Origin of the sequence: Methylobacterium sp. WL6 (assembly GCF_008040095.1) — a bacterium.
Taxonomy (GTDB): Bacteria; Pseudomonadota; Alphaproteobacteria; order Rhizobiales; family Beijerinckiaceae; genus Methylobacterium.
The window spans coordinates 1-13,817 of record NZ_VRVH01000108.1 but is presented as its reverse complement, the minus strand read 5'-3'; the positions used below and the strand labels follow the sequence as shown (position 1 = coordinate 13,817).

Below are 13,817 nucleotides of genomic sequence, written 5' to 3'. Positions count from 1 at the left end.
GCCTCGGGCAGGCCCTCGCTCGGCCGCAGCACGATCGGCTGCGCCCCGGGCATCGGCGCGGGCACGGCGTCGCCCTCGGGGGGCCGGGCGATCTCGTTCATCGCGGGCTGCTCCGCAAGTGGGGCACGAAGTGGGTCGTAGGGTGCGCGCGATTTCCCTCCCCCCGACGGATCTCGGGCTTGCCCGAGATCCGCACCCCGTGTGCCCCAGTCGGGCAAGCCCGACTGGGGTGCGGGGCAGGGGACCCTGCGGTGCAGGGAGGGAGAGGGGAGCGCCGCATCCGGAGAGGTCGCTCCCCTCTCCCGACCCGCGCTGACGCGAGGCCCGCCCTCCCCCGTAGAGGGGGGAGGGGACGGGAACCGCGTGCCCTGGGAACCCTCAGCCGTCGATCCGCACGGCGGTGCCGTCGATCTCGTTGGGGCGCAGCCCGCCGCTGCGTTCCATCCAGCGGCGCAGCAGGCGGACGTTGCGGCGGTTGGCCTTGAAGGCGGCGTCGAACAGGTCGCCGGCCAGGGGCACGATGCCGATCGCGCCGTCGAAGGCGACGTTCAAGGCCATCCGCGCGATCAGCCAGCGCGGCGCCCCGAGGCGGCGCGCCTCCGCGACGATGTAGGACGAGATCACCATGCCGGCGATGTCGCCGACGATCGGCACGAGGCCGATCACCGCCTCGAGCCCGACCCGCCGGTTGAGGCCGGGGATCAGGAAGGCGGAATCGAGCAGGTGCGCCAGCGCCTCGAGCCGGGCGAGCGTCGCCTCCCGGCTCTGGTCGCCGATGCGCAGCGTCGTGCCCGCGCGCCAGCTTTGGGAGAAGGTCTGCGAGGGATCCATCGGCGGAAACCGGTGAGCGGGGGTGGCCATGGCCCGGGATGTGGCGCCGCGGGGCTGCCCCGGCAAGGCGGGGGGCGTCGTCGGCGCTCGGCGGACGGACGCATGGCCCCTGGAGTGATGGCGCCTGGAGCAATGGCCCCTGGAGCAAGGCCCCCGGCCACAGGAGCTCCCGCCGCATCGGAACGCGCGCCCGGGACCCGCGCATCTCCTCGCCCCGCCTGCGGGGAGAGGGCCGCGACGACCCCGTCGTCGTCGCGGCGAGGCGGCAGCCGACGGTGAGGGGGCTTCGACCGGCGAGCCTCCCACGGCACCGCCCCCTCACCGCCGCTTCGGCTGCGCTTCCCGGCCGCACGACGGGGTGCGGCCGGGCCTCTCCCCACTTGCGGGGAGAGGGGATGGGCGTTTCATCCCAAAGCCGAAACCCGCTCACGATGCCGCCCGCCGCACGCCCGAGAGCCGGTCCAGCGCCGCGTCCAGCGTCGCGTCGGCCTTGGCGAAGCAGAGCCGCACGAGCGTGCGCACGGCCCGGTCCGGGTAGAACGCGCTCACGGGAATCGCCGCGACGCGATGCTCGCGCACCAGCGCCTCGCAGAAGGCGACGTCGTCGGCGTGGCCGAGATCGGCGATGTCGAGGTTGAGGAACCACGTCGCCTGCGCCGGCAGCACCGTGAAGCCGAGATCGGCGAGGCCGCCGGCGAGCCGGTCGCGCGAGCGGGCGTAGCCGGCGCGCATCCCGGTGAAGTAGGCATCGTCCTTCGCCAGCCCGTAGGCCACCGCCTCCTGCAGGTTCGGCGGCGTGGTGAAGGTGAGGAACTGGTGCGCCTTGGCGAGCGTCCGCATCAGCGCCGCGTCGGCCATCACGAACCCGACCTTCCAGCCGGTGAGCGAGGAGATCTTGCCGGCCGAGCCGATCTTCACCGTGCGCGCCCGCATGCCGGGCAGGCTCATCAGCGGGACGTGGCGGGCGCCGTCGAACACCACGTGCTCCCAGACCTCGTCGCACAGCGCGATCGCGTCGTGGCGGCGGCAGAACGCGGCCAGCCGCGCGAGGTCGTCGGCGCCGAGCCGGGTCGCGCTCGGGTTCAGCGGGTCGTTCAGCAGCACCACCTTGGTGCGCGGCGAGAAGGCGGCGGCGAGCGCGGCCTCGTCGAGGCCGAAGGCGGGCGGCGTCAGGGTCACGATCCGCGGCACGCCGCCGGCGCGCAGCACCAGCGGCAGGTAGGCGTCGTACATCGGCGCGAACAGCACGACCTCGTCGCCCGGCTCGATCAGCGCCAGCAGCGCGCCGGCGAGCGCCTCCGTCGCGCCCGAGGTCACCATCACCTCGGTCTCGGGATCGAGGGCGAGCCCCTGGTGCCGGGCGTAATGCGCCGCCACCGCCGCGCGCAGGGACGGCAGCCCCATCATCGGCGGGTACTGGTTCGAGCCCTCGACGAGCGCCCGCGCGCCATGGGCGCGCATGTCGGCGGGGCCCGGGTCGTCGGGGAACCCCTGCCCGAGATTGATCGCCCCGTGCTCGCGGGCGAGCCGCGACATCGTCTCGAACACCGTGGTCGGGAGGCCGGAGAGGACCGGGTTCATGCGGGGCGGAAGGCGGACATCGGCGGGGTGATACCATGGCGCCGATCCCGCGCGAAACGTGCGGGAGCGCACGCCACCGGCGATTGCTGCCAGGCCTCACGGCTGACGAATGTTGACATTCATCAGCCGTGAGATAGCTTTCGGGAACACGGCCGGTGCGGCGCCGGTGGGCGCGGAACTCCGCCCCCTCGTTCCGTTCCTGACCTGGCGCCGGACCGGTCGTCGCGAGGCCCGCCAATTCGTTGGCGGGCCTTTTCGCGTTATGGCCTCGTCCGCCTGCCGTCACGGATCGCCGGAGCCCGCCATGTCCCCCCGCCGCGCCCTCGCGCTCGCCTTCGCCGTCGGCGCCCTCGGCCTCGGCCTGCGGCGCGCGGTCCCGGTGGCGCCGGTCGACGAATCCTACCGCGACGTGGTGCGGTACTACCGCGCGCTGGAGCGGCTCTGACGGGCCAGCAACAGCACCGAAACATCGGTGCCGTACTGACGACGCATTGACGGGCGATGGCTGCGGCGCAGGGATGCCGAGCGGGCGCACCCGGACCCGAGCTGCGCCCGGCGCGGGTGCCGCAGGGCACGGTCCGTTCGGATGCCGTACAGGCGGCCGGGACCAGGGTGTCGGATTCGCTCCCCGGGCCGACGAACGGTCGGCCCGCGGACGAAAACAGCGAGAGGATAGGGCGCGACACGGGCGCGGCGGCGTCCGGAACGTGGTCTAATCAGTCATGAACGAGAGCTCACCCATCCGCACGGACACGGCGCGCGCGTTCCAGCCGGACCCGGTCGCGTCGCCCGGCAAGACGCGCCGGTTCCGCCCCTTCCGCTGGATGCTGCTGCTCCTGGCGCTGCTGGCGGCCGGCGCGGTGGCCCACCGCTGGTACGACGGGCGCACGCAGGTCGCGGGCGGCCCCGGTGAGACCCAGGGCAAGGGCGGCCGCGGCGGCGGCAAGCGCGGCGGCATGGACGTGCCCCAGGCGGTCGGCATCGCGCAGATCGTCACCGGCGACATCCCGGTGGTGCTCCAGGGGCTCGGCACCGTCACGCCGCTGGCCACCGTCACCGTGAAATCGCAGATCAGCGGCTACCTCACCGACATCGGGTTCCGCGAGGGCCAGACCGTGAAGAAGGGCGACTACCTCGCCCAGATCGACGCGCGGCCCTACGAGGCGCTGCTCGCCCAGTACCAGGGCCAGCTCGCCCGCGACCAGGCGCTGCTGCAGAACTCGAAGCTGGACCTGGCCCGCTTCCAGCGCCTCGCCCAGCAGGATTCGATCTCGAAGCAGAACGTCGACACCCAGGGCGCGCTGGTGAAGCAGAACGAGGGCACGGTCGCCTCCGACCAGGCCCTCGTCGACCAGCAGCGGCTGAACATCGCCTACGCGCGCATCATCTCGCCGGTGGAGGGCCGGGTCGGCCTGCGCCAGGTCGACCAGGGCAACTACATCACCGCGGCCTCGACCAACATCGTCGTCGTCACCCAGCTCCATCCGATCTCGGTGGTGTTCACCCTGCCCGAGGACGACGTCTCCCGGGTGATGCGCCGGGTGCGCGCCGGCGCCAAGCTCGCGGTCCGCGCCTACGACCGGGGCGACGCCCACGAGATCGCCACCGGCACCCTCGACACGGTCGACAACCAGATCGACGTCACCACCGGCACGGTGAAGCTGCGCGCCCTGTTCGACAACAAGGACGAGGAGCTGTTCCCGAACCAGTTCGTCAACGCCAAGCTCACCGTCGACACGGTGGCGAACGCGGCGCTGGTCCCCAACGGCGCGATCCTGCAGGGCACGCCCGGCACCTACGTCTACCTGATGGACGGCGACGCGAAGGTCTCGGTCCGCCCGATCAAGACCGGCGAGACCGACGGCACGCGGACGGTGGTGCTCTCCGGCCTCCAGGCCGGCGACCGCGTCGTCACCGACGGCACCGACCGCCTGCGCGACGGCGCCCCGGTGCGGATCACGGAGGGCGTCGACGGCCAGAAGGTCACCCCCGCCGCCGACGCCGGCGGCGCCCAAGAGGCCGGACAGAAGCGCGGCCGCCGGCGGCAGCAGCCGTGAGCGACGCGATCCAGACGGCGCGCTTCCCCTCTCCCCGCACGCGGGGAGAGGCCCGCACGGACCTCGTCGTCCGTGCGGGACGCGAAGGCGCAGCCGAAGCGGCGGTGAGGGGGCGGATCCGGACGAGCCTCTTCCGGCGAAGCCCCCTCACCGTCGGCTGCCGCCTCGCTGCGACGACGACGAGGTCGTCGCAGCCCTCTCCCCGCGTGCGGGGCGAGGGGATGCGCACGGATCGCCGCGGTGATCGCCTCCGCCTGTCCGCGAGCGGGCCCCCGGCATGAACCCGTCCCGCCTCTTCATCCTGCGCCCGGTCGCGACCACGCTCCTGATGCTGGCGATCCTGATCGTCGGCGGGGTGTCGTACCTGAACCTGCCGGTCTCGGCGCTGCCCTCGGTCGACTACCCGACGATCCAGGTGCAGACGTTCTATCCCGGCGCCAGCCCGGAGGTGATGACCTCGGCCGTGACCGCGCCGCTGGAGCGGCAGTTCGGGCAGCTCGCCAACCTCAACCAGATGACCTCGCAATCCTCGGCCGGCGCCTCGGTCGTGACCTTGCAGTTCAACCTCGACCTGCCGCTCGACATCGCCGAGCAGCAGGTCCAGGCGGCGATCAACGCCGCCGGCAACCTGCTGCCGTCCGACCTGCCGGCGCCGCCGATCTACGCCAAGGTCAACCCGGCCGACGCGCCGGTGATCACGCTCGCGCTCACCTCCAAGACCCTGCCGCTGACGCAGGTGCGGGATCTCGCCGAGACGCGGCTCGCCCAGAAGATCTCCCAGGTGGCCGGCGTCGGCCTCGTCAGCATCTCCGGCGGCCAGCGGCCGGCGGTGCGGGTGCGGTTCAACGCCCGGGCGCTCGCCGCCTACGGGCTGAACATCGACGACCTGCGCACCACGATCTCCAACCTCAACGTCAACACGCCGAAGGGCACCATCGACGGCCCGAAGCAGAGCTACGCGATCAACGCCAACGACCAGATCCAGGACCCGAAGGCCTACGACGACGCGATCATCGCCTACAAGAACGGCGCCCCGGTGAAGATGTCGGACGTGGCCGACGTGGCGCAGGGGCCGGAGAACACCAAGCTCGGCGCCTGGGCCGACGAGACGCCGGCGATCATCCTCAACATCCAGCGCCAGCCCGGCGCCAACGTCATCGCCACCGTCGACAAGATCAAGGCGCTGCTGCCGCAGCTCCAGGGCACGCTGCCGGGCGCGATCCAGGTGAGCCTGCTCACCGACCGCACGGTGACGATCCGCGCCTCGGTCGAGGACGTGCAGTTCGAGCTCGGGCTCGCCATCGCGCTCGTCGTGCTGGTGATCTTCCTGTTCCTGCGCAGCGTCTCCGCCACGCTGATCCCGAGCCTGTCGGTGCCGCTGTCGCTGATCGGCGCGCTCTCGGTGATGGACCTCTACGGCTTCTCCCTCGACAACCTGTCGCTGATGGCGCTGACCATCGCCACCGGCTTCGTCGTCGACGACGCGATCGTGGTGATCGAGAACATCGCCCGCCACGTCGAGGACGGCGATTCCCCGCTCGAGGCCGCGCTCAAGGGCAGCCGCGAGATCGGCTTCACCATCATCTCGCTCACCGTCTCGCTGATCGCGGTGCTGATCCCGCTGCTGTTCATGGGCGACGTGGTCGGGCGCCTGTTCCACGAGTTCGCGATCACGCTGGCGGCCACGATCATCATCTCGGCGGTGGTCTCGCTGACGCTGGTGCCGATGCTGTGCGCGCGCCTGCTCAAGCACGTGCCCCAATCTCCCGCGTCCCTTGCCGAGACCCGCCGCCGCGAGGGCGTGCTCGGGCGGATGGGCCGGCGCGCCACCGAGGGCACCATCGCGGCCTACGGCCGGGCGCTGCGGGTGGTGCTCGACCACCAGGGCCTGACGCTGCTGGTCACGCTCGCCACCATCGCGCTCACCGCGACCCTGTTCGTGACGATCCCGAAGGGGTTCTTCCCGGTGCAGGACACCGGCGTGATCCAGGGGATCACGCAGGGCGACCAGACCCTGTCCTACGCCGCGATGGCCGAGCGCCAGCAGCGCATCGCCGCGATCATCCTCAAGGACCCGGACGTCGCCAACCTGTCCTCGTTCATCGGCGTCGACGGCCAGAACGTGACGCTGAACTCAGGGAGGTTCCTGATCAACCTGAAGCCCCAGGCCGAGCGGGCCGAGCGGGCCGGCGCCATCATCCGCCGCATCCAGGCGGCCACCGCCGACGTCGCGGGCCTGCGCCTCTACATGCAGCCGGTGCAGGACCTGACGATCGACACCGCGGTGTCGGCGACGCAGTACCAGGTGATCCTGGAGACGCCGAACCTCGAGGATTTCGAGACCTGGGTGCCGCGCTTCACCGACGCGCTGTCGCGGTCGCCGGTGGTGGCCGACGTCGCCAGCGACCACCAGGGCCAGGGCCTGGCCGCCTACGTCACGATCGACCGGCCGACGGCCGGGCGCTACGGCATCACGCCGGCGACGATCGACAACGCGCTCTACGACGCGTTCGGCCAGCGCATCATCTCGACGATCTTCACCCAGTCGAACCAGTACCGGGTGATCCTCGAGGCCGACCCCGACCTGCACAGGACCATCGCCAGCCTCGACGCGATCTACCTGCCCTCCTCCACCGCATCGAGCGGGCAGGTGCCGCTCTCGGCGGTGGCGCGGATCGACGAGCGCCGGGCGCCGCTGCTGATCTCGCATCTCGGCCAGTTCCCGGCCACCACCGTGTCGTTCAACCTCGCGCCGGGCGCCGCGCTCGGCCAGGCGGTGGACGCGGTGGAGGAGGCGCGGAAAAGCATCGACCTGCCGCCGAGCTTCCGCGTGGTGCCGCAGGGGTCGGTCTTCGCCTTCCAGTCGGCGCTCTCGAACGAGCTGTTCCTGGTGCTGGCGGCGATCGTCACCGTCTACATCGTGCTGGGCGTCCTCTACGAGAGCTTCATCCACCCGATCACCATCCTGTCGACGCTCCCGTCCGCGGGAATCGGCGCGCTGCTCGGATTGATGCTGTTCGGGCTCTCGCTCGACATCATCGCGATCATCGGCATCGTGCTGCTGATCGGCATCGTGAAGAAGAACGCGATCATGATGATCGACTTCGCGCTCCAGGCCGAGCGCGAGGAGGGGATGTCCCCGCGCGACGCAATCTACGAGGCCTGCCTGCTGCGCTTCCGCCCGATCCTGATGACGACCCTGGCCGCGTTATTCGCCGCGGTCCCGCTGATCGTCGGCACCGGCGTCGGCTCGGAGCTGCGCCAGCCGCTCGGCATCGTCATCGCCGGCGGCCTCATCGTCTCCCAGGTGCTGACGCTGTTCACGACCCCGGTGATCTACCTGTTCTTCGACCGCCTCGAGCGCCGCATCACCGGCCGCCGCGAACCCGAGCCGGACCTCCCGGCGGGCGAGGCGCTGCCGTGAGGAAGATCGCGACAGCGCCTCGCAGCCCCTCGCCCCGCCTGCGGGGAGAGGGCCGCGACGACCTCGTCGTCGTCGCGGCGAGGCGGCAGCCGAGTGTGAGGGGGCTTCGGCGGAGGAGCCTCCGCCGTTCGCGACCCCTCACCCTCGCTGCGGCTTCGCCTGCGCTTCCCGGCTGCACGACGGGGTGCAGCCGGGCCTCTCCCCGCGTGCGGGGAGAGGGGAACAGCGCCGTGACGCCTATGGGCTTTCGCCCATGAACATCTCCGAGCCCTTCATCCGGCGCCCGGTGGCGACGACGCTGCTGACCGTCGGCGTGCTGCTCGCCGGCCTCTTCGCGTTCCTGAAGCTGCCGGTGGCGCCGCTGCCGCAGGTGGATTTTCCGGTCATCCTGGTCCAGGCGCAGATGCCGGGGGCCAGCCCCGAGACCATGGCGGTGACGGTGGCGGCGCCGCTGGAGCGGCGGCTCGGCAGCATCGCCGACGTCAACGAGATGTCCTCGACGAGCTCCACCGGCACCGTGCGGATCGTGCTGCTGTTCGGCCTCAGCCGCGACATCGACGGGGCCGCGCGCGACGTGCAGGCGGCGATCAACGCCGCGCGGGCCGACCTGCCCACCGCGCTGCGCCAGAACCCGACCTACCGCAAGTTCAACCCGGCCGACTCGCCGATCGTCATCCTCGGCATGACCTCGGACACCCTGACCCCCGGCCAGCTCTACGATGCCGGCGCCACGGTGGTGCAGCAGAAGCTGTCGCAGCTGCCCGGCGTCGGCAACGTCGACATCGGCGGCTCGTCGCTGCCGGCGGTGCGCGTCGAGCTCGATCCGACCGCCCTGTTCCACTACGGCATCGGCCTGGAGGGCATCCGCGCGGGGCTGGCGTCGGCCAACGCCAACTCGCCCAAGGGCGCGATCGAGGCGGGCGACCGGCGCTTCCAGCTCTACGCCAACGACCAGGGCCGCAAGGCGGAGGATTACCGCGACCTCGTCGTCGCCTACCGCAACGGCGCGGCGGTGAAGCTCACCGACGTCGGCGAGGTGATCGACTCGGTCGAGGACCGGCGCAACCTCGGCGTGGTCAACGGCAAGCAGGGCGTGCTGCTGTTCGTCTACAAGCAGCCGGGCTCGAACGTCGTCGACACGATCAACGGGGTGAAGGCGGCGCTGCCGCAGATCGTCTCGGCGCTGCCCGGCGGCATCGACGTGAAGCTCACCGGCGACCGCAGCGCGACGATCCGGGCGTCGCTGGCCGCCACCGAGGAGACGCTGCTGATCGCGGTCGGCCTCGTCATCCTCGTGGTGTTCGCGTTCCTGCGCTCGGGGCGCGCCACACTGATCCCGGCGGTGGCGGTGCCAATCTCGATCGTCGGCACCTTCTCGGTGATGTACCTGCTCGGCTACTCGCTCAACATCCTGTCGCTGATGGCGCTGATCATCGGCACCGGCTTCGTCGTGGACGACGCCATCGTCGTGCTCGAGAACGTCCAGCGCCACATCGAGATGGGCAAGTCCCGCATCGAGGCGGCCCTGGTCGGCGCCCGCGAGGTCGGCTTCACCGTGATCTCGATGAGCCTGTCGCTGATCGCGGTGTTCCTGCCGATCCTGCTGATGGGCGGCCTGATCGGGCGGATCTTCCAGGAATTCGCCGTGACCCTGTCGCTGGCGATCCTGATCTCGCTCGTGCTCTCGCTCACCACCACGCCGATGATGTGCGCGCGCTTCCTGCGCCCCGAGGCGCACGGCGCGGGCAGGCGCCCCAACATCCTGATCCGCGGGCTGGAGGGCGCCTTCACCGGCACGCTGAACGCCTACGAGCGCACCCTGCGCGTCGCGCTCGGGCACCCGCGCCTCGTGCTGCTGGTGCTCGCCGCGACGGTCGGGCTCAACGTCTACCTCTACGTCATCGTGCCGAAGGGCTTCTTCCCCGAGCAGGACACCGGCCAGATGATGGGCGGCATCCAGGCCGACCAGCGCATCTCGTTCCAGTCGATGGAGAAGAAGCTCAAGGAGGCCGCCGCGATCGTGCAGGCCGACCCGGCGGTGGACAGCGTCGTCGGCTTCACCGGCGGGCGCGGCACCAACTCGGCCAACGTCTTCGTCGGGCTCAAGCCGGTGGGCGAGCGCGCCTCGATCGGCGAGGTGTCGAACCGGCTGCGGCCCAAGCTCTCGCAGGTGGCCGGCGCCCGGCTCTACGTCTTCCCGCGCCAGGACCTGCAGATGGGCGGGCGCCAGAGCTTCGCCCAGTACCAGTACACCCTGCAGGGCGACACCGCGGCCGAGCTCTACGCGGCGGCGCCGAAGCTGGTGCAGGCGCTGCAGAAGGACCCGACCTTCGCCGACGTCACCTCCGACCAGCAGGAGGGCGGGCTGGAGAGCCGGCTGGTGATCGATCGCGCCACCGCCTTCCGCTACGGCATCACGCCCGACAAGATCGACAACACCCTCTACGACGCCTTCGGCCAGCGCCAGGTCTCGACGATCTACAACCCGCTCAACCAGTACCACGTCGTGATGGAGATCGCGCCGCGCTACCTGGAGAACCCCGAGACCCTCAAGCAGCTCTACGTCTCGACCTCCGGCGGCAAGGCGCGCGGCTCGGCCACCACCAACGCGGTCGCCGGCACGGTGGCGGCGGCGCCCGCCGGCGCCGTCCCCTCGACCACCGCCGCGGCCGACGCCAGCACCAACGCCGCCGCGGTCGCGTCGGATTCGGCCCGGAACGCGGCCGCCAACGCCATCGCCGCCTCGAAGGGCAGCGCCTCCTCGAGCGCGCCGGTCTCGTCCGCGGTCGAGACCATGGTGCCGCTCTCGGCCTTCACCCGGGTCGAGACCGGCAACGCCCCGGTGCAGGTGAGCCACCAGGGCCTGTTCGTGGCGACCACGATCTCGTTCAACCTCAGCCCCGGCAAGAGCCTGTCGGACGCCACCGTCGCGATCGACAAGGCGATGGCGGAGCTGCGCCTGCCGGCCACCATCCACGGCGAGTATGCGGGCGCGGCCAAGAACTACGTCGCCTCGGCCTCGCGCCAGCCGCTGCTGATCCTGGCCGCGATCCTGGCCGTCTACGCCATCCTCGGGATCCTGTACGAGAGCTTCGTGCACCCGGTCACGATCCTCTCGACGCTGCCGTCGGCGGGCATCGGCGCGCTGCTGGCGCTGCTGGTGACCGGCACCGAGTTCACGATCGTCGCGCTGATCGCGGTGTTCCTGCTGATCGGCATCGTCAAGAAGAACGCCATCATGATGATCGACTTCGCCCTCGACGCGGAGCGGACGCGCGGCGCCAGCCCCCGCGACGCGATCTTCGAGGCCTGCCTCTTGCGCTTCCGGCCGATCATGATGACAACGCTGGCGGCGCTGCTCGGCGCGGCGCCGCTGATCTTCGGCGGCGGCGAGGGCTCCGAGCTCCGCCGCCCGCTCGGCATCGCCATCGCCGGCGGCCTGATCGTGAGCCAGATCCTGACCCTGTACACCACCCCCGTCGTCTACCTCTGCCTCGACCGCCTCCGGCACCGGGTGAACGCCCGCCGCCGCGGCGGCGCAGCGGCCCTGCCGGCGGGGGAATGATGCGGTTTCGATCGATGCAGGACGGGGTCGGCGCACCCCCCTCTCCCCGCGCGCGGGGAGAGGGCCGCGACGACCTCGTCGTCGGCGCGGCGAGGCGGCAGCCGACGGTGAGGGGGCGTATCCGGATGCGCCTCGTCCTGCCCGGCCCCCTCACCTTCGCTTCCGCTCGCCGCATGCACGACGCGGTGCATGCGGCCCTCTCCCCGCGTGCGGGGGGAGGGGATGCGCACCCAGCTTGGCGCCATGTCCTGAGGACGGGCGGTCTCGTCGCCCTCACCACCGCCCTGTCGGCCTGCGTCGTCGGCCCAGACTACGCGCGCCCGTCCGTCGAGACGCCGCTGGCGTTCAAGCAGGGCGGCGCCCGCGAGGATTCGGTCGCCTTCGTCGCGTCGCGGAAGAACTGGCGCCCCGGCCTCCCCAACGACGCGGCCGAGCGCGGCGACTGGTGGCGGGTGTTCAAGGACCCGGCGCTCGACCGGCTGATCCGCCTCGTCGACGTCGACAACCAGAGCCTGCGCCAATCCGTGGCGAACTACCGGCAGGCGCGGGCGATCGTCGAGTCGGCCCAGGCCGCGCTCTACCCGACGGTCATCGGCGCCCCGAGCATCACCCGCTCGCGCACGCTGGGCTCCGAGCGCACCTCCGTGTCGATCCAGGGGCAGGCGAGCTGGGAGCTCGACCTGTTCGGCCGCATCCGCCGGACCATCGAGACCGAGGCGGCCCTGGCCCAGGCCGACGCCGCGACGCTGGCGCTGACGCGCCTGACCATCCAGGCCGAGGTGGCCAACAACTACCTGTCGCTGCGCTACGCCGATTCGCTGGTGCGGGTGCTCAACGCCAACGTCGAGAACTTCAAGCGCACGGTGGCGATCACCGAGAACCAGTACAATGCCGGCGTCGCCGCGCGCTCGGACGTGATCACCGCGCAGACGCAGGTGCAGACCACCCAGGCCTCGGCGATCGCCGCGACCCTCACCCGCGCCCAGTTCGAGAACGCGATCGCCACGCTCGTCGGCCGCCCGCCCTCGGAGCTGTCGCTGCCGGTGGCGCCGCTGGCGCTGGTGCCGCCCGCGGTGCCGGTCGGCATCCCCGCCGCCCTGCTCGAGCGCCGCCCGGACGTGGCCCAGGCCGAGCGCACCGTCCAGGCGCAGAGCGAGCAGATCGGCGTCGCGGTGGCCGCGCTCTATCCGACCGTGACGCTCTCGGCCTCGGGCGGGATCTCGGGGCTCACCAGCAACGGCCTGCTCTCGGCGGCCAACCAGGTCTGGGCGGTATCGGCGGCCGGCAGCGAGGTGCTGTTCGACGGCGGCGCGCGCTCGGCCGCGATCACCGCCGCGCGGGCGGCCTACGACGCGGCGGTGGCGAACTACCGCCAGACCGTGCTCGCCGCCTTCGCCGACGTGGAGAACGGCCTCGTCGGCGTGCGCATCCTCGCCCGCCAGCAGGTGGCGCAGGACGAGGCCGTGACGCTGGCCCGCCGCGCCGTCGAGATCACCCTGAACGAGTACCGCGCCGGCACCCAGAACTTCACCACCGTCGTCACCGCCCAGGCGCTGCAGCTCAACAACGAGGTCGCGGCGCTGCAGGTGCGGCTCGCCCGCTTCACCACCGCCGTCGGCCTGATCCGGGCGCTCGGCGGCGGCTGGGACGCGCGCGCGCTGCCGAGCGACGCCGAGCTGAAGGGCCCGCGCCTGCCGATCGACCTGTCGCCGGCGGTGCACCCGGACGAGTAGCCAGCCCGTCGCGCAAGGCCGACGCCGTCAGGCGGCGCGCACCGTGGCGAGGAAGCGGTCGACCTCCGCGCCCAGGTGCCCGGATTGGCGCGACAGCGCGCCGGCCGAGGTCAGGACCTGGGCGGCGGCGGCGCCGGTCTCCTCGGCCGCGCTCGCCACGCCGGCGATGGTGCTCGTCACCGCGCCGGTCCCCGTCGCCGCCTGGCCGACGTTGCGCACGATCTCCCGGGTCGCCGCGCCCTGCTCCTCCACCGCCGCCGCGATCGTCGTCGCCATCGCGTCGATGTCGCGGATGCGGCGGGTGATCGCGGCGATCGCCTCCACCGCCTGGCCGGTCGCGCCCTGGATCTGCGTGACCTGGCCCGCGATCTCCTCCGTCGCCCGGCCGGTCTGGGCGGCGAGCGCCTTGACCTCGGAGGCCACCACCGCGAAGCCGCGGCCGGCCTCGCCGGCGCGCGCCGCCTCGATGGTGGCGTTGAGCGCCAGCAGGTTGGTCTGGCCGGCGATGTCGGCGATGAGGCCGACGACGTCGCCGATCCGCCCGGCCGCCCGGCTGAGGGCGTCGACGAGCCGGACGGTGTCGTCCGCCTGCGCCACGGCGGCCTGGGCGAGGTCGGCCGAGCCGC

Annotated in this window: 8 protein-coding genes; 5 read left to right on the top strand and 3 right to left on the bottom strand. The window is 72.1% G+C overall.

What is annotated here, in order from left to right; genetic code table 11:
• Nucleotides 1-378 precede the first annotated feature (378 nt).
• Both FV230_RS15290 and FV230_RS15285 read right to left on the bottom strand, forming a co-directional pair.
• Entirely contained in the window at nucleotides 379-831 is a 453-nt protein-coding gene (locus FV230_RS15290) for a DUF4112 domain-containing protein (RefSeq protein ID WP_147729523.1), read from the bottom strand.
• A 426-nt stretch (nucleotides 832-1,257) separates the two neighbouring features.
• A complete protein-coding gene (locus FV230_RS15285) occupies nucleotides 1,258-2,412 on the bottom strand; it encodes an aminotransferase (RefSeq protein ID WP_147843001.1) in 1,155 nt (384 codons plus the stop codon).
• A 304-nt stretch (nucleotides 2,413-2,716) separates the two neighbouring features.
• Between FV230_RS15285 and FV230_RS29700 the strand changes: the two genes are divergently transcribed.
• From FV230_RS29700 to FV230_RS15260, 5 genes are all read left to right on the top strand, one after another.
• Entirely contained in the window at nucleotides 2,717-2,857 is a 141-nt protein-coding gene (locus FV230_RS29700; RefSeq protein ID WP_187275512.1) for a hypothetical protein, read from the top strand.
• A 277-nt stretch (nucleotides 2,858-3,134) separates the two neighbouring features.
• Complete coding sequence (locus FV230_RS15280) at nucleotides 3,135-4,469, top strand: MdtA/MuxA family multidrug efflux RND transporter periplasmic adaptor subunit (RefSeq protein ID WP_147727822.1); 1,335 nt, start codon at nucleotides 3,135-3,137, stop codon at nucleotides 4,467-4,469.
• A 277-nt stretch (nucleotides 4,470-4,746) separates the two neighbouring features.
• Nucleotides 4,747-7,893, top strand: coding sequence for an MdtB/MuxB family multidrug efflux RND transporter permease subunit (locus tag FV230_RS15275; RefSeq protein ID WP_147843000.1), 3,147 nt, complete (start codon nucleotides 4,747-4,749; stop codon nucleotides 7,891-7,893).
• 253 nt (nucleotides 7,894-8,146) lie between these two features.
• A complete protein-coding gene (locus tag FV230_RS15270; RefSeq protein WP_147842999.1) occupies nucleotides 8,147-11,458 on the top strand; it encodes an efflux RND transporter permease subunit in 3,312 nt (1,103 codons plus the stop codon).
• 14 nt (nucleotides 11,459-11,472) lie between these two features.
• Nucleotides 11,473-13,191: an efflux transporter outer membrane subunit gene (locus tag FV230_RS15260; RefSeq protein ID WP_246694862.1), complete on the top strand. Its 1,719-nt coding sequence runs from the start codon at nucleotides 11,473-11,475 to the stop codon at nucleotides 13,189-13,191.
• A gap of 27 nt (nucleotides 13,192-13,218) precedes the next feature.
• Here the strand turns inward: FV230_RS15260 and FV230_RS15255 are convergent.
• Nucleotides 13,219-13,817: methyl-accepting chemotaxis protein (locus FV230_RS15255; protein ID WP_246694861.1), on the bottom strand; the 599-nt coding region annotated here is incomplete at its 5' end.